The organism is Streptomyces sp. enrichment culture (assembly GCF_964272895.1).
Classification (GTDB): Bacteria; Actinomycetota; Actinomycetes; order Streptomycetales; family Streptomycetaceae; genus Streptomyces.
Genome location: NZ_OZ186832.1, coordinates 4,328,364 through 4,348,027, shown reverse-complemented (window position 1 = coordinate 4,348,027; position 19,664 = coordinate 4,328,364). Strand labels below are relative to the sequence as shown.

The 19,664-nt window shown below is 71.5% G+C and carries 25 protein-coding genes; 9 read left to right on the top strand and 16 right to left on the bottom strand.

Annotated elements, in window-relative coordinates:
- The first annotated feature begins 4 nt into the window (after window positions 1-4).
- From ACSU6M_RS19690 to ACSU6M_RS19680, 3 genes are read left to right on the top strand one after another with little or no spacing between them, the layout of a single operon-like run.
- Complete coding sequence (locus ACSU6M_RS19690; RefSeq protein WP_437071060.1) at window positions 5-715, top strand: AzlC family ABC transporter permease; 711 nt, start codon at window positions 5-7, stop codon at window positions 713-715.
- Window positions 712-1,026 (top strand): AzlD domain-containing protein, encoded by a 315-nt coding sequence (locus ACSU6M_RS19685; RefSeq protein WP_437071059.1) that lies wholly within the window; start codon window positions 712-714, stop codon window positions 1,024-1,026. The genes ACSU6M_RS19690 and ACSU6M_RS19685 overlap by 4 nt, the downstream gene beginning before the upstream one ends.
- 41 nt (window positions 1,027-1,067) lie before the next feature.
- Complete coding sequence (locus ACSU6M_RS19680) at window positions 1,068-1,712, top strand: class I SAM-dependent DNA methyltransferase (protein ID WP_437071058.1); 645 nt, start codon at window positions 1,068-1,070, stop codon at window positions 1,710-1,712.
- Window positions 1,713-1,722: 10 nt separating this feature from the next.
- Here ACSU6M_RS19680 and ACSU6M_RS19675 read toward each other — a convergent pair whose 3' ends face one another.
- Window positions 1,723-2,247: a DUF6817 domain-containing protein gene (locus tag ACSU6M_RS19675; RefSeq protein ID WP_437071057.1), complete on the bottom strand. Its 525-nt coding sequence runs from the start codon at window positions 2,245-2,247 to the stop codon at window positions 1,723-1,725.
- Window positions 2,248-2,442: 195 nt separating this feature from the next.
- Here ACSU6M_RS19675 and ACSU6M_RS19670 point away from each other — a divergent pair, with 195 nt between their 5' ends.
- Window positions 2,443-3,357, top strand: coding sequence for a LysR family transcriptional regulator (locus ACSU6M_RS19670; RefSeq protein ID WP_437071056.1), 915 nt, complete (start codon window positions 2,443-2,445; stop codon window positions 3,355-3,357).
- Window positions 3,358-3,381: 24 nt separating this feature from the next.
- Here ACSU6M_RS19670 and ACSU6M_RS19665 read toward each other — a convergent pair whose 3' ends face one another.
- Window positions 3,382-3,846 carry an ATP-binding protein gene (locus ACSU6M_RS19665; protein WP_437071055.1) on the bottom strand — a complete coding sequence of 155 codons (465 nt, stop codon included), beginning with the start codon at window positions 3,844-3,846 and terminating at the stop codon, window positions 3,382-3,384.
- A gap of 124 nt (window positions 3,847-3,970) precedes the next feature.
- Between ACSU6M_RS19665 and ACSU6M_RS19660 the strand changes: the two genes are divergently transcribed.
- Complete coding sequence (locus ACSU6M_RS19660) at window positions 3,971-4,843, top strand: helix-turn-helix domain-containing protein (protein ID WP_437071054.1); 873 nt, start codon at window positions 3,971-3,973, stop codon at window positions 4,841-4,843.
- Complete coding sequence (locus ACSU6M_RS19655) at window positions 4,840-5,100, top strand: DUF397 domain-containing protein (protein WP_437071053.1); 261 nt, start codon at window positions 4,840-4,842, stop codon at window positions 5,098-5,100. The genes ACSU6M_RS19660 and ACSU6M_RS19655 overlap by 4 nt, the downstream gene beginning before the upstream one ends.
- Here the strand turns inward: ACSU6M_RS19655 and ACSU6M_RS19650 are convergent.
- Complete coding sequence (locus ACSU6M_RS19650) at window positions 5,068-7,017, bottom strand: AMP-dependent synthetase/ligase (RefSeq protein ID WP_437071052.1); 1,950 nt, start codon at window positions 7,015-7,017, stop codon at window positions 5,068-5,070. The two genes, ACSU6M_RS19655 and ACSU6M_RS19650, sit on opposite strands and share 33 nt — an antisense overlap.
- A 189-nt stretch (window positions 7,018-7,206) precedes the next feature.
- Between ACSU6M_RS19650 and ACSU6M_RS19645 the strand changes: the two genes are divergently transcribed.
- Window positions 7,207-8,037, top strand: a complete 831-nt coding sequence (locus ACSU6M_RS19645; protein ID WP_437071051.1) for a MaoC family dehydratase — start codon at window positions 7,207-7,209, stop codon at window positions 8,035-8,037.
- A 58-nt stretch (window positions 8,038-8,095) separates the two neighbouring features.
- Here the strand turns inward: ACSU6M_RS19645 and ACSU6M_RS19640 are convergent, their stop codons facing one another.
- The 10 genes from ACSU6M_RS19640 to ACSU6M_RS19595 form a co-directional block, all read right to left on the bottom strand.
- Window positions 8,096-8,746 carry a TetR/AcrR family transcriptional regulator gene (locus ACSU6M_RS19640; protein ID WP_437071050.1) on the bottom strand — a complete coding sequence of 217 codons (651 nt, stop codon included), beginning with the start codon at window positions 8,744-8,746 and terminating at the stop codon, window positions 8,096-8,098.
- 14 nt (window positions 8,747-8,760) lie between these two features.
- A complete protein-coding gene (locus ACSU6M_RS19635; RefSeq protein ID WP_437071049.1) occupies window positions 8,761-9,063 on the bottom strand; it encodes a DUF4229 domain-containing protein in 303 nt (100 codons plus the stop codon).
- Between the two features lie 79 nt (window positions 9,064-9,142).
- Entirely contained in the window at window positions 9,143-9,667 is a 525-nt protein-coding gene (locus ACSU6M_RS19630; RefSeq protein WP_437071048.1) for an N-acetyltransferase family protein, read from the bottom strand.
- Window positions 9,668-9,683: 16 nt separating this feature from the next.
- Complete coding sequence (locus ACSU6M_RS19625) at window positions 9,684-10,325, bottom strand: UdgX family uracil-DNA binding protein (RefSeq protein ID WP_437071047.1); 642 nt, start codon at window positions 10,323-10,325, stop codon at window positions 9,684-9,686.
- 88 nt (window positions 10,326-10,413) lie between these two features.
- Window positions 10,414-11,577 (bottom strand): aminofutalosine synthase MqnE, encoded by a 1,164-nt coding sequence (gene mqnE, locus ACSU6M_RS19620; RefSeq protein WP_437071046.1) that lies wholly within the window; start codon window positions 11,575-11,577, stop codon window positions 10,414-10,416.
- Window positions 11,578-11,625: 48 nt separating this feature from the next.
- Window positions 11,626-12,081 carry an Lrp/AsnC family transcriptional regulator gene (locus tag ACSU6M_RS19615; RefSeq protein ID WP_437071045.1) on the bottom strand — a complete coding sequence of 152 codons (456 nt, stop codon included), beginning with the start codon at window positions 12,079-12,081 and terminating at the stop codon, window positions 11,626-11,628.
- Between the two features lie 53 nt (window positions 12,082-12,134).
- Window positions 12,135-12,806 carry a UbiX family flavin prenyltransferase gene (locus ACSU6M_RS19610; RefSeq protein ID WP_437071044.1) on the bottom strand — a complete coding sequence of 224 codons (672 nt, stop codon included), beginning with the start codon at window positions 12,804-12,806 and terminating at the stop codon, window positions 12,135-12,137.
- A gap of 31 nt (window positions 12,807-12,837) precedes the next feature.
- On the bottom strand, window positions 12,838-13,410 hold the full coding sequence (locus tag ACSU6M_RS19605; protein ID WP_437071043.1) for a Uma2 family endonuclease: 573 nt from the start codon (window positions 13,408-13,410) through the stop codon (window positions 12,838-12,840).
- Window positions 13,411-13,456: 46 nt separating this feature from the next.
- The gene (gene mqnP, locus ACSU6M_RS19600) at window positions 13,457-14,362 is read right to left on the bottom strand and encodes a menaquinone biosynthesis prenyltransferase MqnP (RefSeq protein WP_437071042.1); all 906 of its coding nucleotides are present in this window, start codon (window positions 14,360-14,362) and stop codon (window positions 13,457-13,459) included.
- Window positions 14,359-15,810 (bottom strand): menaquinone biosynthesis decarboxylase, encoded by a 1,452-nt coding sequence (locus ACSU6M_RS19595; RefSeq protein WP_437071041.1) that lies wholly within the window; start codon window positions 15,808-15,810, stop codon window positions 14,359-14,361. Before ACSU6M_RS19595 ends, mqnP begins: the two co-directional genes overlap by 4 nt.
- Window positions 15,811-15,895: 85 nt before the next feature.
- On the opposite strand from ACSU6M_RS19595, the gene ACSU6M_RS19590 reads away from it, so the two are divergent.
- On the top strand, window positions 15,896-16,213 hold the full coding sequence (locus ACSU6M_RS19590) for a PLD nuclease N-terminal domain-containing protein (protein WP_437075238.1): 318 nt from the start codon (window positions 15,896-15,898) through the stop codon (window positions 16,211-16,213).
- Window positions 16,213-17,103: a LysR family transcriptional regulator gene (locus ACSU6M_RS19585; RefSeq protein WP_437071040.1), complete on the top strand. Its 891-nt coding sequence runs from the start codon at window positions 16,213-16,215 to the stop codon at window positions 17,101-17,103. The genes ACSU6M_RS19590 and ACSU6M_RS19585 overlap by 1 nt, the downstream gene beginning before the upstream one ends.
- Here the strand turns inward: ACSU6M_RS19585 and ACSU6M_RS19580 are convergent.
- The 3 genes from ACSU6M_RS19580 to ACSU6M_RS19570 form a co-directional block, all read right to left on the bottom strand.
- Window positions 17,000-17,947, bottom strand: coding sequence for a DMT family transporter (locus tag ACSU6M_RS19580; protein WP_437071039.1), 948 nt, complete (start codon window positions 17,945-17,947; stop codon window positions 17,000-17,002). The two genes, ACSU6M_RS19585 and ACSU6M_RS19580, sit on opposite strands and share 104 nt — an antisense overlap.
- A gap of 610 nt (window positions 17,948-18,557) precedes the next feature.
- Window positions 18,558-19,142: a hypothetical protein gene (locus ACSU6M_RS19575; RefSeq protein WP_437071038.1), complete on the bottom strand. Its 585-nt coding sequence runs from the start codon at window positions 19,140-19,142 to the stop codon at window positions 18,558-18,560.
- Between the two features lie 67 nt (window positions 19,143-19,209).
- Complete coding sequence (locus ACSU6M_RS19570; protein WP_437071037.1) at window positions 19,210-19,539, bottom strand: ArsR/SmtB family transcription factor; 330 nt, start codon at window positions 19,537-19,539, stop codon at window positions 19,210-19,212.
- Window positions 19,540-19,664 lie beyond the last annotated feature (125 nt).

Sequence of the window (19,664 nt, the reverse complement as noted above, 5' to 3'; positions counted from 1 at the left end):
AAACATGCGTTCGATGCAGCGAACACCTCGGGGTCCCGCCGGCCCCCTCCGCCACTTCTCCGACCCCGATCTGCTCCGGGACGTCTCCCTGGTCTGCCTCGCGGGCGGGATCGTGGGCGTCTCGTTCGGCGCGATCGCCGTGGCGGGCGGGCTGCCGGTGTGGGTGCCGGTGGTGATGTCGCTGGTGGTGTACGCGGGCTCCGCCCAGTTCAGCGCGGTCGGGGTGATGCTCGCCGGGGGCGGGCCGGTCGCCGCGGCCGCCACCGGGCTGCTGCTCAACACCCGCACCGCCGCCTTCAGCCTCGCCGTCGCCCCCGTCATCGGCGAGGGCCGCCTCGCCAGGCTGGTCGGCGCGCACCTGGTGACGGACGAGACGGTCGCCTTCGCGCTCGCCCAGCAGGGCGCCGACCGCCGCCGGGCCGCCTTCTGGCTCTCCGGCGTCGCCCTGTTCGCCACCTGGAACGCGGGCGTCCTGGCCGGGGCGCTGGCCGGCACCGCCCTCGGCGACACCGCCCGCTTCGGCCTGGACGCCGCCTTCCCCGCCGTCCTGGTCGCCCTGGTCCTGCCCACCCTCCGCGAGAACCCCGCCGTCCGCCGCGCGGCCCTGCCCGGCGCCGCCCTGGCCCTCGTCGCGACGCCGTACGTGCCCGCCGGTGTGCCGGTGCTGCTGGCCCTCGCCGGGCTCTTCCTCCATGGCAGGAGGCGTACGGCATGAGCGCGACCGTCGCCATGATCCTGGCCCTGGCCCTGGGCACGTACGCCTTCCGGCTGGTCGGTCCCGCGCTGCACGGCCGGGTGGAGATCGCGCCCCGCGTCCGGGACCTGCTGTCGGCCGGTGCGGTGGTCCTCCTCGCCGCTCTGCTGGCCACCGGCGCCCTCACGGAGTCCGGCGGCTTCGCCGGCTGGGCCCGCCCCGCCGGGGTCCTGGTGGCCGGCGTCCTGGCCTGGCGCCGGGCCCCCTTCGTCGTCGTGGTCCTGGGCGCGGCGGCGACCACGGCGCTGCTGCGGGCGCTGGGGGTGGCCTGAAAGGCGCGGGCCGTCGGCGGCGCGCACTAACCTCCCCCGCCATGACCGACGCCACCGACTTCCTCACCGCCACCCGCGCCTTCTACGACACGATCGCCGAGGACTACGCCGACCACTTCCGCGACGATCTCGCCCACAGGCCCCTGGAGCGCGCCCTGCTCGCCGCCTACGCCGACCTGGTGACCGGCCCCGGCCCGGTGGCCGACCTCGGCTGCGGACCGGGCCGCGTGACGGGCCGGCTGGCGGCCCTGGGCCTGGACGCCTACGGCCTGGACCTGTCGGAGTCCATGCTGAGGGTGGCCCGCCGAGAGAACCCCGCCCTGCGCTTCGAGCAGGGCTCGATGCTGGACCTGGACGTGCCGGACGGCCACCTCGCCGGCATCGTGTGCTGGTACTCCTCCATCCACACCCCTGTGGACCGGCTCCCCGCCCTGTTCGCGGGCTTCCACCGGGCCCTGGCGCCCGGCGCCCCGCTGCTGCTGGCCTTCCAGGCGGGCGAGGTGCCGAGCCGCGTGGCGAACCCGTTCGGCCACCCCGTCGGCCTGGACTTCGAGCGCAGGCGCCCCGAGGACATGGAGAAGCTGCTGGAGGAGGCGGGGTTCAGGATGCGCTCACGGACGGTACGGGAACGGGACGAGACCCTGGGGGAGAAGACCCCGCAGGCATTCCTGATCGCCGTGAGGTGATGTGCCTGCCTCACAACCCCCGCACGACGTCATCCCACGCGGCCGGACTCAGCAACGGCCGCAGCCGAGTGAACAACTGCAACAGCTGCGGCCCCCACCGCTCCCGGAACTCCGCGTCGTGGCAGGCGAGATCCAGCTCGTTCGCCGCGGTCAGCTCGGCGAAGTCCCGCCGCATCCGCGGCCCGGGAATCACCACACGCCCGGTGAACCGATCCCGGAGCGGCGACGCGGGCTCGGCGAGCGAGGGATAGGAAGCCCCGCGGTCACAGCTGCCGTAGGTGTAGACGATCGCCTCCGCCTCCTCCCCGATCAGCGCCGCGAGCTCCCCGCGCCGGTCGGGCGGCAGCAGCGTCGCGGGAAACCCGTCGGTGCCGTAGCAGGCGTGGCAGAGCCCGGCGGCCTGGAGCGCCGGGCGGGCTCCCCAGCCGGCGAGGCGCCGCTGCACGCGGTCGAGGTGGGCGAGGAGGGTGCCGCCGGGGTGGGCCAGCGACGCGGCGCCCAACCGGCGGAGGAACACGTGGACTTCACTGGACACGAGCGGCGTCCCTTCACGACCGGGCCCCCGCTGGGTCGGCACCCGCTCCCGCCCCCGCACCGGTCCGGACCTCGGCGGGGTGAGGAGCGGGTTGCCGCCCTGGGCCCTGCCGAAGATCCTCGTACGCGGGCACAGTCCAGTCAATCCTAAGGATTCCTCGCCAACCCCAAGACGTCGCTTGGGTATTGTCCGTCCATGACTCTCGACGACCTCCGGGTGTTCGTGGCCGTGTGCCGGGCGGGGAATCTCAGCGCGGTGGCGCGGGATCTCGGCTGTACGCAGTCGGCGGTGAGCCAGCATGTGAAGCGGCTGGAGCGGGAGACCGGCGTGAGCCTGCTGGAGCGGCTGCCGCGCGGGGTGGCGCCGACCGCGGCGGGCCGGGTGCTGGAGGCGGCCGCGGCGGAGGGCATCGCCGGGCTGGATGTGGCGCTGCGGCGGCTGCGGGACCTCGCCGACGGCGAGAGCGGATCGGTGCGGGTGGCGACGGGCGCGACCACGGTACGGCACTTCATGGCCGACGCGATCGTCGCGTTCCGGCGGTCGCATCCCAAGGTCAACCTGGAGTTCCGCACGGAGAGTTCGAGCCGCGCCTGCTTCGGGGCGCTGGCCGACAGCGAGCTGGACCTCGCCTGGATCACCCTGGGCGCGCCGGTGCGGGGGATCGAGCAGCGGCCGGTCGCCTCCCTGCCGTGGGTGCTGGCGATACGGCCGGACGACCCGCTGGCCGACCGCCCCGAGGTCGGGGTGCGGCAGCTGGCCGCGCTGACCGACCTGCGGCTGATCCGGCTGCCGCCCAACTCCACGTCGGCCGCCCATCTGGACGCGGCCTGCGCGGAGTTGGGCGTGCGGTTCGCCTTCGACACGGGCGTGGCCGACTGGGACACCGCGTTGCTGCTGGCCGAGCTGGGCCTGGGCCGGGCCGTCGTCCCCGCCCGCCCCGGACTGCCGGCCGGGGGCGAGACCGGGGGCGGGCGTCTGCGCCTGCTGCCCCTGCCGGAGCTGCGCCCGCTGCGCGTCGGCTGGGCGGTACGGCGCTGGGACGCCCTGCCGCCCGCGGCGCGGGCGTTCGCCGACACGGTGGCGTCGAGCTTCGAGCGCCGGGACCCCTAGCGGGGTGTCTCGCCCCGGCCGCCCTCACCCCGCCGTCAGCTCTCCCCGCGCAGCGAGACGTGCGGGAGTCCGTTCCGCGGGACGGCACGGGGCGCCCAGCGGCAGCTCCGCCCACACCGTCTTGCCCACGTCCCGCTCCGCGACGCCCCACGTCCCCGCGAGCAGCGTGACGATGATCAGCCCCCGCCCGCGCTCGGCGTCCTCCCCCTCCCTGACGAACCGCAGCGGCCGGTCCCCGCGGGCGTCGGTCACCTCGATCCGGAGCGTGCCGTCGTCCAGGGTCAGCCGCAGCTCGAAGTCCCGTCCGGGGACCCGCCCGTGCGTCACCGCGTTCGCGGCCAGTTCCGCGACGAGCTGCTGTGCGGTGGCATTGGCCGCGCTGTCGTACGGGTATCCCCATACGTCGAGCTGCCGCGCGGTCAGCCGTCTCGCCAGCCGCGCCCCTCGGGGCGTGGAGCTGAGACGTTGAGTGGCGATTTGAGAGTTCACGTCACTCAGCGTGGTCGGTTGCCTCTACGCTGACCAGGGGCGACTCGGCGACTCTGAGTAGCAGTACGGGTGCGTGGGGTGGAGGAGTCGGGTCGTCGGCCGTGACCACGACGAGGTGAGGGCGGTGGCGTACGTGACGGATGAGCGGGAGAGGCGTCCCGAGACGCCGGCGGAGGCCGAGGCCACGACGGAACTGTTCAGCGCGCTGGGCAAGCAGCTGAAGCTGCTGCGGGAGCGGAAGGGGCTCACGCAGAAGGAGCTGGGGCAGTTGGTCGGGTACGGGCCTGATCAGATCGGGGCGATGGAGCGGGGGGTGCGGGTCACTCGGCCCGAGTTCCTTGAGAAGGCGGACGAGCTGCTGGATGCGGGTGGGTTGCTACGGGCAGCGATTCCTAACGTCAAGCGGGCGATGAAGAAGGCTAGGACTCGGCATCCGGAGTGGTATCGGAGCTACGCCGGGATGGAGGCGGAGGCGACTGAGCTGCACTTCTACGCCATCCAGGGTGTGCCGGGACTCTTGCAGACCGAGGACTACGCGCGGGCGGTGTTCAGTCAGCGGCGGCCGTTCCTCAGCGAGGAGACCATCGAACAGCGGGTGTCGGACAGGCTCTCCCGGCAACAGGTCTTCGAGCGTTGGCCTCCCCCGGCCGTCAGTTACGTGCTGGAAGAGCCCATCCTGCAACGACCCATTGGCGGGCGGGACGTCCACATCGCGCAGTTGCAGCATCTCTTGCGCGTCGGCAGCATGCGGAACGTCGAAATCCAGGTGATGCCGCTTCATCGAGAAGTGCACCCCAACCTGGACAGTGCGTTCAACTTGCTGACGCCCAAGGGGCACTCCCAGGTGGCGTACACGGAGGGGCAGGGCTATCCGCGACTGATCACTGAGCCGGAAGAGGTGCGTCAGATCGCCGACCGCTATGGGATCATGCGCGCGATGGCCCTCAACCCGATGGAAACCCAGGCCCTGATCGAGAAGATGCTGGGGGAGCTATGAACACCGGACAGCTCGACTGGTTCAAGTCCAGCTACAGCAGCGGTGAAGGCGGCGAATGCCTCGAAGTCGCCTACGACTGGCGCAAGTCCAGCTACAGCGACGGCGAAGGCGGCGATTGTGTGGAGGTGGCCACCTGCCCCCACACCATCCACATCCGCGACTCCAAGAACCCCACCGGCCCGACGCTCACCCTCTCCCCCGCCGCCTGGGCCGACTTCCTCGCCCTACCCGCCGTACAGCCCCTCCACCACATCTGAGAAGTCCCGCAGGATCGCCTGACGCCGCAGCTTCATCGACGGCGTCAGGTGACCGGAGAACTCCGTGAAGTCCACCGGCAGGACGGCGAAGCGGCGGATGGACTCCGGTCGGGAGACCAGTCGGTTGGCGTCGTCGACGGCGCGTTGCAGGACCGCCCTCAACTCGTCGTCGTTCACGAGGAGTTCCGCCGGGACGGGATGCTTGCCGTTCATCTGGCGCCAGTGGGTGACGCCCTCCATGTCGAGGGTGAGGAGCGCGGTGACGTAGGGGCGGCGGTCGCCGACGAGGACGGCGTGGGAGATCAGGGGGTGCGAGCGCAGCCAGTGCTCCATGGGGGCCGGGGCCACGTTCTTGCCGCCGGAGGTGATCAGGATGTCCTTCTTGCGGCCGGTGATGACGAGGTAGCCGTCGTCGTCGAGGCGGCCGAGGTCGCCCGTGGCCAGCCAGCCGTCGGGGGCCGCGGGGACCACTCCCCCGGCGGCCGGGTCCCAGTAGCCGCGCAGCACCTGCCCGCCGGCCAGCAGGATCTCGCCGTCGGCGGCGATGCGGACGCGTGTGCCGGGCAGGGGCCAGCCGACGGTGCCGAGGCGGGGCTTGAGCGGAGGCGTCACCGTGGCCGCGCCGGTCGTCTCGGTCAGGCCGTACCCCTCGTACACGGTGATGCCCGCGCCCGCGAAGAACGCGGCGAGGTCGCGGCCGAGCGGTGAGCCGCCGCAGATGACGTGCCGGACCCTGCCGCCGAGGGTGTTGCGGATGCGCCGGTAGACCAGGGTGTCGTAGAGCACGCGGGTCGCCTTCAGTCCCGCGCCGGGCCCGGATCCGGTGCCGTGGCGGGTGGCCTCCAGGGCCTCGCCGTAGCGGCGGGCGGTGGACGCGGCGCGCTCGAACGCGCCGCTCCTGCCGCTGCGTTCGGCGGTGGTGCGGGCGTTGTCGAAGATCTTCTCCAGCATGTACGGGATGGCGAGGAGGAAGGTCGGTCTGAAGGCGGCGAGGTCGGCCAGCAGGTCCTCGGACTTCAGGCTCGGGGCGTGGCCGAGGCGGACGCGGGCGCGGACGCAGGCGACGGCGACCATCCGGCCGAAGACGTGCGACAGCGGCAGGAAGAGAAGGGTGGCCGGTTCGCCGCCGATCTTCTCCTTGAAGACGGGGTAGAGCAGTTCGACGGCGTTGTCGACCTCCGCCAGGAAGTTGCCGTGGGTGAGCGCGCAGCCCTTGGGGCGGCCGGTGGTGCCGGAGGTGTAGACGAGCGTGGCGAGCGTGTCGGGGCCCAGCACCCCGCGCCGTACGGCCACCTCCTGGTCCGGCACGGACGCGCCCGCCTGCATCAGCCCCTCGACATGCCCCTTGTCGATGGTCCAGAGGTGACGCAGGTCCGGCAGCTGGGCCAGCTCCGGTCCCAGCGCGGCGGCCTGCTCGGACGTCTCGGTGATCAGCGCGACCGCGCCGGAGTCCTGGAGGATCCAGCGGGTCTGGTAGACGGAGGAGGTGGGGTAGACGGGGACGGTGACCAGTCCCGCGGCCCAGGCGGCGAAGTCCAGCAGGGTCCACTCGTAGCAGGTGCGCGCCATGAGGGCGACCCGGTCGCCGGGCGCCAGCCCCTCCGCGATCATCCCCTTGGCGACGGCGGTCACCTGCGCGGCGAACTCGGCCGCGGTGACGTCCCGCCAACTCCCTTCGGGCGTACGGCGGCTGAGGACGCGGTGGCCGGGGTCGGCCCCGGCGTTCTCGTACGGCAGGTCGGCCAGCGAGCCGTGCGACACCGGCGGCACCAGCGGCGGTACGGCGACCTCGCGCACCTCGCCGTCCAGCCGGCGTATCTCGGGCTCCACGAGCACGGGGCCGCGGTCCGGGTCGTACTCCAGGGGGGACTCGGCGCCCGGCTCGGGCACGGACGGGGACGAGTACGAGATCGGCATGTCGGCAGTGCCTCCGGCGGTCAGGTGCGGGGAATCGTACGGCGTCCTCGTGGGGGGTTCGTGCGGGTTCGGAGGGCGTCATGGGCCGGGGCTGTGCAGCCTTGTCCCTTGCGGCCCATGGGCTTACCTACGGTAACCTTACTTGTGAGTAAGAAGATAGTGCCGTGCGCCGACACTCCGGAGCCGCCCATGTCCGAGGTCACCCTCACCGGCCCGCCCGCCCTCGCCCCGCTCCTGGCCCGCGGCGCGCTCCGGTCGCCCTTCAAACGGCCGGCACCCGACGCCGCGTACCCCCGCGAGCGGCTGGTGCTCGGCGGGGTGCGGGTGGATCCGGCGCGGCTGGCGCGTTACGAGCGGGTGTGCGGGTTCCCCTCGGGCGGGGGCGGGCTGCCGGTCACATATCCCCATGTCCTGGCCTTTCCGCTGGTCATGCGGCTGATGAGCGACCGCGCGTTTCCGCTGCCGCTGCTGGGGCTGGTGCACACGTCGGTCTCTCTTACGCGGCACCGGCCGCTGCCGCTCAGCGAGGACTACGAACTCGCCGTCCATGTCGCCGGGTTGGCGCCGCACCGGCGGGGGACGGAGGCGACGGTGGTGACGGAGGCGCGGCTGTCGGGGGCGGTGGTGTGGGAGTCGGCGAGCACGTATCTGGCGCGGCATGCGGTGGATCACGACTCGCCGGGGGCGTCCTCGGCCGTGGAGCCGCCGCTGCCCGTGCGGGCCGAGTGGCGGCTCGGGGGTGATGTGGGGCGGCGGTATGCGGCGGTCTCCGGGGACCGCAATCCCATCCATCTGCATCCGCTGACGGCCCGGTTGTTCGGGTTCCGGCGGGCCGTGGCGCACGGGATGTGGACGGCGGCGCGGTGTCTGGCCGCGTTCGGGGAGGTGTCGCGGGTGCGCGTGGAGTTCCGGGCGCCGGTGCTTCTGCCGGGGGTGGTGCGGTACGGGGCGGGGGAATCGGGGTTCGAGTTGCGGAGTGGGGAGCGGGTGCACCTTTCCGGGTTTGTTCGGGGGTGGTGACCTGTGCGCTCCGGGCTGCGGATCGTCTCGGGTCGCTCGCGCAGTTCCCCGCGCCCCTTCAGGGGCGTGCCGTTGAGGGTGTCCAGCGGTTGCCGGACATCAGGTTCCCCAGACCCGACCAGGCGAAGTTCATCAGTGTCGCCGCCGTCTGTCTGGCCGTGACGCCCTCCGTCGCGTTGGCCCAGGTCGCCAGGGACTCCGCGGCGCCCACCAGGGCCTCGGCCAGGCCGGCCACCTCCTCGTCGGCCAGGGCCGGGTTGCCGTGGGCCTCTCGCGCGGCGACCGCGACGAGCCGGGTCACGAAGGTGACGATGTCCCGGCGCATCTCCGTGACCTCGGCGGCGAAGCGTTCGCCGTGGGTGCGGGCGTGGAGGTGGAGGACGGACCAGGCGTCGGGGTGCTGGGCGGTGTGGGTGAAGAAGGCCAGCAGGCCGTCCCAGAGGCGGCGGTCGGCGGGCTGGTCGAGGCGGACGGCCTCGCGGACGGCCTCGGTGAGGGCGGCCGCCTCGCGGCGGATGACGGCGGAGAAGAGGTCGTCCTTGGAGTTCAGGTACAGGTACACCAGGGGCTTGGACACGCCCGCCAGCTCCGCGATGTCGTCCATCGAGGCGGCCATGTACCCGCGCTGACCGAAGATCCGTACGGCGGCGTCCAGCATCTGCTGCTCACGGACGGCCCGGGGCATCCGCTTGGTCTTCACAACTCCCATGAGCGCAAGGGTAGTTAGGAAGAAGCTCCCTGAGCACGCGCTGCCTCGTCGACCGCCTCGTCCTCCTGGCTGCGGTCGGCCTCGATGCGGGCCTTCAGGCGCTCCACCTTGGGCACGATCTGCTCCGACGCCCGGTCCCGCTCCTTGCGCAGCGCCACGAAGCTGATCGGCGCCGACAGCACCAGGGCGAGCAGGATGATCCACATGCCGTTGGAGTCACCGAGGCCGCGCGGGGCGACACCGGAGTAGACGAGGCCCCAGACGACCACGAGGCAGCCCGCGAAGATCCCGAGGCGCATCAGCGTGTAGCGGAGCATCGCAATTCCACTCTTCCGATTCCAAACAGGACGACGACTATCCAGTGAACCACGCTGCGGCACCGATCTTGCAGCGGGGTCAGGCCAGGGACAGCAGCATGATCACGTCGTCCCGGTCGTCGCCGGGCGCCACCCGGATCGCGCCGGGGATGCGGCCGACCTCCTTGTAGCCGCAGGAACCGTAGAACCGCTCCAGGCCGAGGCCGCCGCGGCAGCCGAGGCGGATCGCCTCGACGCCGTCGATGCCGCGGGCCGACTCCTCGACGGCGGCCAGCAGATCACGGCCGTAGCCCTTGCCCTGGTGGCGGGGGTGGACCATCACCGTGTACAGCCACACCCAGTGGGTCATCAGCCGGTGCGTGTTGAAGGCGAGGAACGCGGTGGCGGCGACGCGGCCGTCCTCGTCGTGCCCGACGACCAGCCGGATCCGCCCCTCCGCCATGGCGGCGAAGTGCTTCACCAGCTCCGGGCGGATCGTCTCGCGGGTCACCGGCGGCACGAAGCCGACGGCTCCGCCCGCGTTGGAGACGTCCGTCCACAGGTCGAGTATGCCGTCGCGCAGGGCGGGGGTGACGGCGGGATCGAGAGTGAAAGTAAGGGCCACGCGGGCATCGTAGCCATTACTTCAGGACGTGTGCCGCTGTTTCCAGATCGTGGACCAGGCCCTCGTACGCCGTCTTCCGGTCGTCCGCCCTCAGCACGGACGAGGGGTGAACGGTCGGCACCAGCCGTTCCGGCCGGCCGTGGATCTCCCGCTCCAGCAGGGTGCCGCGCACCTCGGTGACGCGGAAGGAGGAGCCGAGCAGGGCCTTGCCGGCCGTCGCCCCGAGGACGACGATCAGCTCCGGCTCCACCAGGGCGAGCTCGGCGGCCAGCCACGGGCCGCACGCCGTCATCTCGCGCAGGGTCGGCGCCTTGTGGATGCGGCGCTTCTTCGGCTCGGCACGGGTGAACTTGAAGTGCTTCACCGCGTTGGTGACGTAGGAGTCCTCCGGGTCGATACCGGCGTCCGCGAGGGCGCGGTCCAGCAGCTTCCCCGCGGGGCCCACGAAGGGCCTGCCCTGTCTGTCCTCCTGGTCGCCGGGTTGTTCGCCGACGAGCATCACGCGGGCGTGGGCGTCTCCGGCGCCGAAGACGGTCTGCGTGGCGTCGCGGTGGAGGGGGCAGCCGCGGCAGCCGGCGGCGGCCTCGCGGAGGGCGGTGAGGGAGGCGCCCTCCGGAACGAAGGGCTCCGCGGTGTAGCGGTCTTCCGTGGTGGTCATGACCGCCGAGTACCCCGGGTGCGGGTGGTCTGTGGCGGGTCGCGCAGTTCCCCGCGCCCCTGGGGACGTACCCGCACCCTCGAACGGATCAGATCCGCATCGGCTGCGGGGACTCCCTGCGTCCCGCGTCGGGGCCCTCGAACTCCCTGATGATCTCGTACCGCGTGTTGCGCTCCACCGGCCGGAAGCCCGCGTCACGGATCAGGTCCAGCAGATCGTCACGGGTCAGCTTGTTCGGCGTGCCGTAGTTGTCCGCGTCGTGGGTGATCTTGTACTCGACGACCGAGCCGTCCATGTCGTCCGCCCCGTGCTGGAGCGCCAGCTGGGCCGTCTGGACGCCGTGCATGACCCAGAAGACCTTGACGTGCCGGACGTTGTCGAAGAGCAGCCGGGAGACGGCGAAGGTCTTCAGGGCCTCGGCCGGCGTCGCCATGGTGGTGCGCGCCTGGAGGCGGTTGCGGATCTTGCCGTCCTGCATGTCGACGAAGTCGTGTTGGTAGCGCAGGGGGATGAAGACCTGGAAACCGCCGGTCTCGTCCTGGAGCTCGCGCAGCCGCAGCACGTGGTCGACGCGGTGGCGGGGCTCCTCGATGTGGCCGTACAGCATCGTGCACGGGGTCTTCAGACCCTTCTCGTGCGCGAGGCGGTGGATACGGGACCAGTCCTCCCAGTGGGTCTTGTGGTCCACGATGTGCTGCCGGACCTCCCAGTCGAAGATCTCGGCGCCGCCGCCGGTGAGGGACTCAAGGCCCGCGTCGATCAGCTCGTCGAGGATCTCGGAGGCGGTCAGCCCGGAGATGGTCTCGAAGTGGTGGATCTCGGTGGCGGTGAACGCCTTGAGCGAGACGTTCGGCAGGGCCGCCTTCAGCTCGCGCAGCGAACGGGGGTAGTAGCGCCACGGCAGGTTGGGGTGCAGGCCGTTGACGATGTGCAGCTCGGTGAGGTTCTCCGACTCCATCGCCTTGGCCAGCTTCACGGCCTCCTCGATGCGCATCGTGTACGCGTCCTTCTCCCCCGGCTTGCGCTGGAAGGAGCAGTACGCGCAGGAGGCCGTGCACACGTTGGTCATGTTGAGGTGCCGGTTGACGTTGAAGTGGACCACGTCACCGTTCTTGCGGGTGCGCACCTCGTGGGCGAGCCCGCCGAGCCAGGCCAGGTCGTCCGACTCGTACAGCGCGATGCCGTCCTCGCGAGTCAGCCGCTCACCGGAGCGGACCTTCTCCTCCAGCTCGCGCTTGAGCCCGACGTCCATGCGTTTGCCCTTCTCTGCGACAGCTCGGCCCACGTTACTCCCCCGCGATCACACCTCTTCGGGCAGCTCACCCACCCGGTTCTCCCACTTGGTGGACAGCACGATGGTGGTACGGGTCCGGGAGACGCCGCGGGTGCCGCTGAGCCGGCGGATGATCTTCTCCAGGCCGTCGACGTCGGTCGCCCGCACCTTGAGCATGAAGGAGTCGTCACCGGCGATGAACCAGCAGTCCTCGATCTCGGCGAAGTCCTTCAGCCGGCGGGCCACGTCCTCGTGGTCGGCGGCGTCGGAGAGGGAGATGCCGATGAGGGCGGTGACACCGAGGCCGAGGGAGGCGGAGTCCACCGTCGCCCGGTAGCCGGTGATCACACCGGCCGCCTCCAGGCGGTTGATGCGGTCCGTCACGCTGGGGCCCGACAGGCCGACGAGGCGCCCCAGCTCCGCGTAGGAGGCCCGGCCGTTCTCCCTCAGGGCCTGGATGAGCTGCCTGTCCACCGCGTCCATGCGATCGAAGCCTTCCGAGATAAAGGGGTTGGTCAGAGAGTGCTGGGTGCCGGTCAGGAGAGGCGGGCCTCGCCGATCTCGCCCTTCCACCGGCGGTAGAGGCCGTGCGGGACGCCCGCCGCGTCCAGGACGCGTCCGGCCACGAAGTCCACCAGGTCCTGGATGTGGGTGGCGCCGGCGTAGAAGGCGGGTGAGGCCGGTACGACACTGGCGCCCGCGTCGTCGAGCGCGACGAGGTGGCGCAGGGTCTGGCCGTTCAGCGGGGTCTCGCGCACGGCCACGACCAGGGTGCGGCGTTCCTTCAGGGTGACGCTCGCCGCGCGCTGGAGCAGGTCCTTCGACAGGCCGAGCGCGACTCCGGCGACGCAGGCCGTGGAGGCGGGGACGATCAGCATGCCCTTGGCGGGATACGAACCCGAGGACGGCCCGGCGGCGAGGTCACCCGCGTTCCAGTACCGCACCCCGGACAGGTCGACGTCGAAGCTGTCCGGCTTCCCGTCGGCCCCCCGTCCCAGCCATTCCCGCAGGTCGTCCCGCCAGTGCCCGTCCCGGAAGGAGATCCCCGTCTCGTCCAGCAGCGTCAGCCGCGAGGCCCTGCTGACGACCAGATCCACGCTCTCCCCGGCATCGAGCAACGCCCGCAGCACAGCGGCCGCGTACGGCGTCCCGGATGCTCCGGACACCCCCACGATCCAAGGCTCGCGCTGCGTTTCTCCTGCGTTCACATCTTGAGCGTACCGGGGGGAGGAGCGGGGTTCAGGACGGGTCGGGGGCCTTGGGGTCGACGGGAAGCTGTGCGGTGGGGATCGTGAGGCGGCCGAGCGGGGAGTCGACGGCGACCTCGGGGCCGTACGCGATGAGGTCGCGGCCCCGGTAGCCGTCCGGCCCGGGGTTCCACATGGTGACCAGGTGGCCCTTCAGCGGATCGAGGATCAGGTAGTTGGCGATGCCCCGCGAGGCATACCGGCGGGGCTTCAGCTCGTAGTCCCGGCGGACGCTCTCCGGGGACACCACCTCGGCGACGAGTTCGATCAGGTCGGCCGGGTAGGCACTGCGGTTCTCGGCTTCGGCCTCGGCCGGGACGACCGCCAGGTCGGGACAGAATTCGTTGGCGTCGTCGAAGGGGAAGGCCACGTCGCTCACCAAGGCCCATTCCGACGACAGCTGCTTCTCGACGATGGCCCACAGGCGCTGGATGGTCTTCCCATGGAACGGCCTGACCGGGTTCATCACGATGCTGCCCTCGACAATCTCTGTCAGGTAGCCGGGGAACATGTCCTCCAGCTTGCTGAGCTGCGAGTGCAGGCGGTCGATGCCCGAGACGGTCATGGCGGCCTCCCTGGGGTCCTGCCCTCGATGGTAGGCCGCACGCTACTCAGACGGTCAGACCCCGGACCAGGAGATCCAGCAGCGCACACCCGAACAGGGCGATCCCGATGAAGCCGTTGACCGAGAAGAACGCCCTGTTCAGGCGGGACAGGTCGTGTGGGCGGACGATGGTGTGCTCGTAGACGAACGCGCCCGCGACGATCAGCAGGCCCAGCCACAGGAAGGGGCCGGCGTCGGTGGCGACGGCGTACCAGGCGAACAGGGCCGTCGTGACGACGTGGCAGCCGCGCGCGCCCCAGATCGCCGCCGGGACGCCGAAGCGGGCCGGGACGGAGCCGACGCCGGTCTCGCGGTCGGAGTCGACGTCCTGGCAGGCGTAGATGAGGTCGAAGCCGCCGATCCAGATGCCGACCGCCAGGCCGAGGATCACCGCGTCCCAGGACCACTCGCCCGTGATCGCCAGCCAGCCGCCGACCGGGCCCATCGCCTGGGCGAGGCCCAGGATGGCCTGGGGGAAGTTGGTGAAGCGCTTGCCGTAGGGGTAGACCACCATCGGGATCACCGCCACCGGCGCCAGCGCGAGGCACAGGGGGTTCAGCAGGGCCGCCGAGCCCAGGAAGATCACGACCGCGACGATCGCGCCGGTCCAGGCGTGCCGGACGCTCATCGCGCCGGTCACCAGTTCCCGGTGCGCGGTGCGCGGGTTCCGCGCGTCGATCTCGCGGTCGATGATCCGGTTCACCGCCATGGCGAAGGTGCGCAGGCCGACCATGCAGATCGTGACCAGCAGCAGCCGCCCCCAGTGGATGTTCCGGTCCAGCTGGAACATCGCGGTCAGCGAGGCGATGTACGCGAAGGGCAGCGCGAAGACCGAGTGCTCGATCATCACCAGGCGCAGGAACGCCTTGGTGCGGCCCGGCTGGGGCAGGGCGGCCGCTGACGCTGAGCTCACAGGCCGTACTCCTTCCAGCGGCGGTCCACCTTCGCCGCCGTCGCCGGGTCCGACTCCACCATGTCCGGCCAGCCGCCGTCGCGGGTGTAGCCCTCCTCGGGGAGCTTGCGCGTGGCGTCGATGCCCATCTTGCCGCCCCAGAACTGCTGGTAGGAGGCGTGGTCGAGGTGATCGACGGGGCCTTCCGTGATCAGGACGTCACGGGAGTAGTCCACGTTTCCGAGGGCCCGCCAGGACACCTCGTGGTAGTCGTGCACATCGCAGTCCGCGTCGACGACCACGATCAGCTTCTCCAGGGAGAGCATGTGGGCGCCCCAGATGGCGTTCATCACCTTCTGGGCGTGCTTGGGGTACTTCTTGTCGATCGAGACGATGATGCAGTTGTGGAAGCCGCCCGACTCGGGCAGGTGGTAGTCCACGATGTCCGGGACGATGATCTTCAGCAGCGGCAGGAAGAAGCGTTCCGTGGCCCGGCCCAGCGGGCCGTCCTCCGTCGGGGGGCGGCCGACCACGATCGACTGGAGCAGCGGGCGCTTGCGCATGGTGACGCAGTCGATCTTCAGGGCCGGGAAGGGCTCCTGCGGGGTGTAGAAACCCGTGTGGTCGCCGAACGGCCCCTCCGGCAGCATCTCGCCGGGCTCCAGCCAGCCCTCCAGCACGACCTCCGCGTCGGCCGGGACCTGGAGCGGCACCGTCTTGCAGTCGACCATCTCGACGCGCTTGCCCTGGAGGAAGCCCGCGAACAGGTATTCGTCGATGTCCTCGGGCAGCGGCGCGGTGGAGGCGTAGGTGACGGCCGGCGGCGCGCCGAAGGCGATGGCGACCGGCAGCTTCTCGCCGCGCCGGGCGGCGACCTGGTAGTGGTTGCGGCTGTCCTTGTGGATCTGCCAGTGCATGCCGATCGTGCGCTTGTCGTGGCGCTGGAGCCGGTACAGCCCGAGGTTGCGGATGCCGTTCTCGGGGTGCTTGGTGTGGGTCAGGCCCAGGTTGAAGAACGAGCCGCCGTCCTTGGGCCAGGTGAACAGGGCCGGCAGCCGGTCCAGGTCCACCTCGTCGCCGCGCAGGACGACCTCCTGCACCGGGGCGTCCTTGACCAGCTTCGGCGGCACGTGCGCCATCGCGCCGAGCTTGCCGAACGCCTCCCGCATCCCGACGAAACCCCTGGGCAGCTCGGGCTTGAGCAGCCCGGCGACCTTCTCGCTGATCTCGTCGTACGACTTCAGGCCCAGCGCCTTCAGCAGGCGGCGGTCGGTGCCGAAGACGTTCATCGCCAGGGGCATCGAGGAGCCCTTGACGTTCTCGAAGAGCAGCGCCGGTCCGCCCGCCTTGTTGACCCGGTCGACGATCTCCCCGACCTCCAGGTACGGATCGACCTCCACCTTGATGCGCTTCAGGTCTCCCTCGCGCTCCAGTGCCCTGAGCAAGGAGCGAAGATCGTCGTAAGCCATGGGGTCAAGTATCCGGCACGCACTACGCTGGGAGCGTCACCGGGGTGCCGCGCCCCGGCCCATGACTCGCAAGGGGACCGACGACATGCTCAGGGTGCTGATGTTCCTCGTGCCGCTGGCACTGAGCATCTACGCGTTCATCGACTGCATCAGCACGGACGAGAACGACGTCCGGCACATGCCCAAGCCGCTGTGGGCGATCCTCGTACTGCTGTTCCCGCTCGTCGGCTCGCTGTCGTGGATCATCGCGGGCAAGCGCCGCAGCCCGGCCGCCGACGGCTGGTCCGGGGTGCGCGGCAGCCGGCGGACGCAGTGGGTGGCGCCCGACGACAACCCCGACTTCCTGAAGTCCCTCGACGAGGACCACGGGCCCAAGAAGGACGACGACCCCAAGGGCGAGTGATGGAGCTGCGGCTTCTGGTGACCTTCGAGAAGGTCGCCACCGTGCTGAGCTTCACCCGGGCGGCCGCCGAGCTGAAGTACGCCCAGTCCAGCGTGACGGCCCAGATCCGGTCCCTGGAATCCTCCCTGGGCACCGAGCTGTTCGACCGGCTCGGCGGGCACATCCGGCTGACCGAGGCCGGTGAGCGGCTGCTGCCGTACGCCCGGCAGATCATCGAGCTGACCGAGGAGGCGCGCGCGGCCGTCGCGGGCGTCGAGGAGCCGTCGGGCACGCTGGCGGTCGGCACGATGGAGTCGCTGACCAACCACCGGCTGCCGCCGCTGCTGGAGTACTTCCACCACCGCTATCCGAAGGTGCGGCTGTCGCTGCGGACGACGATCGGCGACGAGACCCGGCAGGCCCTGCGGCAGGGCACGTACGACGTCGGCTTCCTGATGGAGGAGGAGACCGAGCATCCGGGCCTGGAGACGGTGGTGCTGGCGACCGAGCCGCTGGTGCTGGTCGGGGCGCCCGGCCACCCGCTCGCCGGACGCCCGCTGACCACCGCCGACCTCCTCGCCCAGCCCCTGCTGGCCACCGAGCCCGGCTGCGCCTACCGCGACCTGTTCGAGCGGGAGCTGACCTCTCACTCCCCCGCCGACCCGGTCGACTTCATGGAGTTCGGCACCATCGAGGCGACCAAACGCGCGGCGGCGGCCGGTCTCGGGATCGCCCTGCTCCCCGGGATCACGGTCGCCGCCGAACTCGCTGAGAAGAATCTGGTACGGCTGGACTGGCAGCCGCCGTTCACGCTTCGGACGCAACTGGCGTGGCGGTCCGGGAAGCGGCTTGCGGCGCATGCGCGGCTGTTCGTGGAGCAGGCGCGGCGGCTCGTGGCCGAGCAAGCGTGACCTTGAGGCTCGCGGTCACGATCAGCGGGACGCCGAGCGCCTGGACGAGGCCGATGTGGTGGCCGTACACCGCCCAGTCGGCGAACAGCGCGACGGCCGGGTAGACGAAGGCCAGCACGGCGATCTTCGAGGTCGGCAGTTCGGCGTAGGCGGCGTACATGAGCACATACATCACGCCGGTGTGGATGACGCCGAGCCCCACCAGCCAGCCCCAGTCGGTGCCGGTGCCGCTCATCGCGCCGAAGTCGGCGAAGGGGAGGAGGAGGGGGATGCCGACGAGGACCTGGACGAGGGCGATCAGGTGCGGGCGTACTCCGCTGATCCTCTTGGTGACCAGCGTGGACAGGCCGTAGAGCAGGGCCGCCAGCAACGCCTGCCCGACGCCGAGCAGATAGCCGCCGCCGCTGGTGAAGTCCCCCGGCGTGACGCCCGAGACGAGGACCAGTCCGGCGAAGGCGAGGGCGATCCAGCCGACCTTGGCGGCGGTCAGGCGCTCGCGGAACAGCAGCGCGCCCAGCAGGACCACGTAGAACGGCTGGGTGTGGTAGACGACCGTGGCCACGGAGATGGAGGTGTTCTCGTACGACTGGAAGAGGAACACCCAGTTGAAGACGATGAACACCCCGCCGAGGACGGCCAGGGCCAGGCTGCGCGGGGTGAAGCCGTGGTCGCGCAGCCAGCCTCGGGCGGCGATGTAGCCGCCGAGGGCGAGGGCGCCGAACAGGACACGGAAGAACACGACGTTGAAGGGCGAGGCGCCCGACTCCACGACGAACACGCCGAGGGTGCCGGAGAGCACCATGGCGGCCGTGAGCTGAGCCGTTCCCTTGTTCTGTGAGGTCATGCCAAGGACGCTACGAGCGAGCGAAGCCGCTGGTCCACGCGCTGCCGGGGCGTTGTACCGATGACCCCATCGGCCCACCCGATAACCGCTGGCCAGGCGAGCGGGCGGCGACTGGAGGGCGGCCGGGCGGGCGGCGGCTGGGGGGTGGCCGGGCGGGCGGCGGCTAGGGGGTGGTCGGGCGGGCCGGCGGCAGGGCGGCCGGTTAGGCGGACGGCCGGTCAGGCGGACGGCCGGTCAGGCGGACGGCCGGTCAGGCGGACGGCCGGTCAGGCGGACGGCCGGTCAGGCGAGCGGACGGTGAGTCGAGCGGCCAGTCGGTCGAGCGGCCGGTCAGCCGGCGGGCCGGTCAGGCGGGGGGCTGGGGGGTGGTCGGGCGCCGGGCGGCCGGTCAGGCGGGGCGGGCGGTGTGGCGGCCGATCAGGCGAGCGGCCGGTCAGGCGGGCGGGCCGGTCAGGCGGGCGGCTGGGGGTGGTCGGGCGCCGGGCGGCCGGGCGGCCGGTCAGGCGGGGCGGGCGATCAGGCGGGGCGGGCGGTGTGGCGGTCGGCCAGGCGGGCGGCCGGGTCAGGCGGGCCGGTCAGGCGGGTGGGCTGCAAGGTGCCGGGTGGGTGGTCAGTTGAGCATGGCCTGGTCCGCGTGGACGACCTCGATGTGGTCGGAGCCGAACGCGTCGGCGATCAGCGGTGCGGCGACGTCGGGGTCGTCGACGCCGACCTCGACCCAGCCGTGCTCGTCGACGCCGACCTCGCGCAGCTGGAAGGTGCCGTCCCAGCGGTTCATGTCCTCGCCGATGCGCTCGGCGAGGGCGTCCAGGTCGCGACGGCTGGCGTCGGCGTCGTGGAGCCGGACCTCGACGCCCTTCTCGGCCGCGGCGCACACGGCGGTGTCGAACGCGTCGGAGGGGATGCGCCACACGTCGGCGGCGTTGGCGTCCTCGTCGACGACGAGCCCGGTGTACACCTCGGCGTGGCGCCCGGCGGCCAGCTCGTCGATGCGGGCGAGGGTCCGGTAGAGCGGGGTGTCGTCGGTGCCCCGCTCGTCCACGCCCGAGCCGGCCTGCCGGCCCACACACACCTCGGGCGTGGTGGCGAGGAGCCCGCCGTCGGTGTGCCCGGTCCGCATCCCGTCCACGTAGAGCGCGAGCCCCACCACCGCCGCGGCCGAAGCGGTCCCCGCCACCCAGCGTCCGTACTTCATGAGCGCCTCCACTCCATAGTCCTCGGGACTGTGACGCGGAACGGGGCCGAAACGTTGTGCGACCGGGCTAATCCTCGCGCAGCACCAGGTCCAGCAGGCCGGGGAAGCGGGTGTCGAACTCGGCGCGGCGCAGCCGGTTGACCCGGCGGGGCCCCTCGTCGCGCTGCTCGACGAGACCGGCGCCGCGCAGCACGGAGAAGTGGTGGCTGAGGGCGGCTTTGCCGACGGGGACGTCGAAGCTGCCGCAGGCGCGGGTCCAGTCGGGGGAGGCGGCCAGCTCGCGGACGAGGGTGAGGCGTACGGGGTCGGCGAGGGCCGCGAGCGCGGTGAGGACCGGCACGTCGTCGGGGTGGGTGTGCTCGGGTGCGGCTCGGTGGCCGGTGGTGCCCGGTGCCATGTGCTTCCCCCTGTCTCGTCCTCGCGGAGGTCCCGCCCTTGCGGAGTGTTCGATGAAAACCATACAGTGCCGAGTGTTCGCTTTTCATTGAACAGTATCCCGGAGAGGGGTGTGGTCTGTCATGC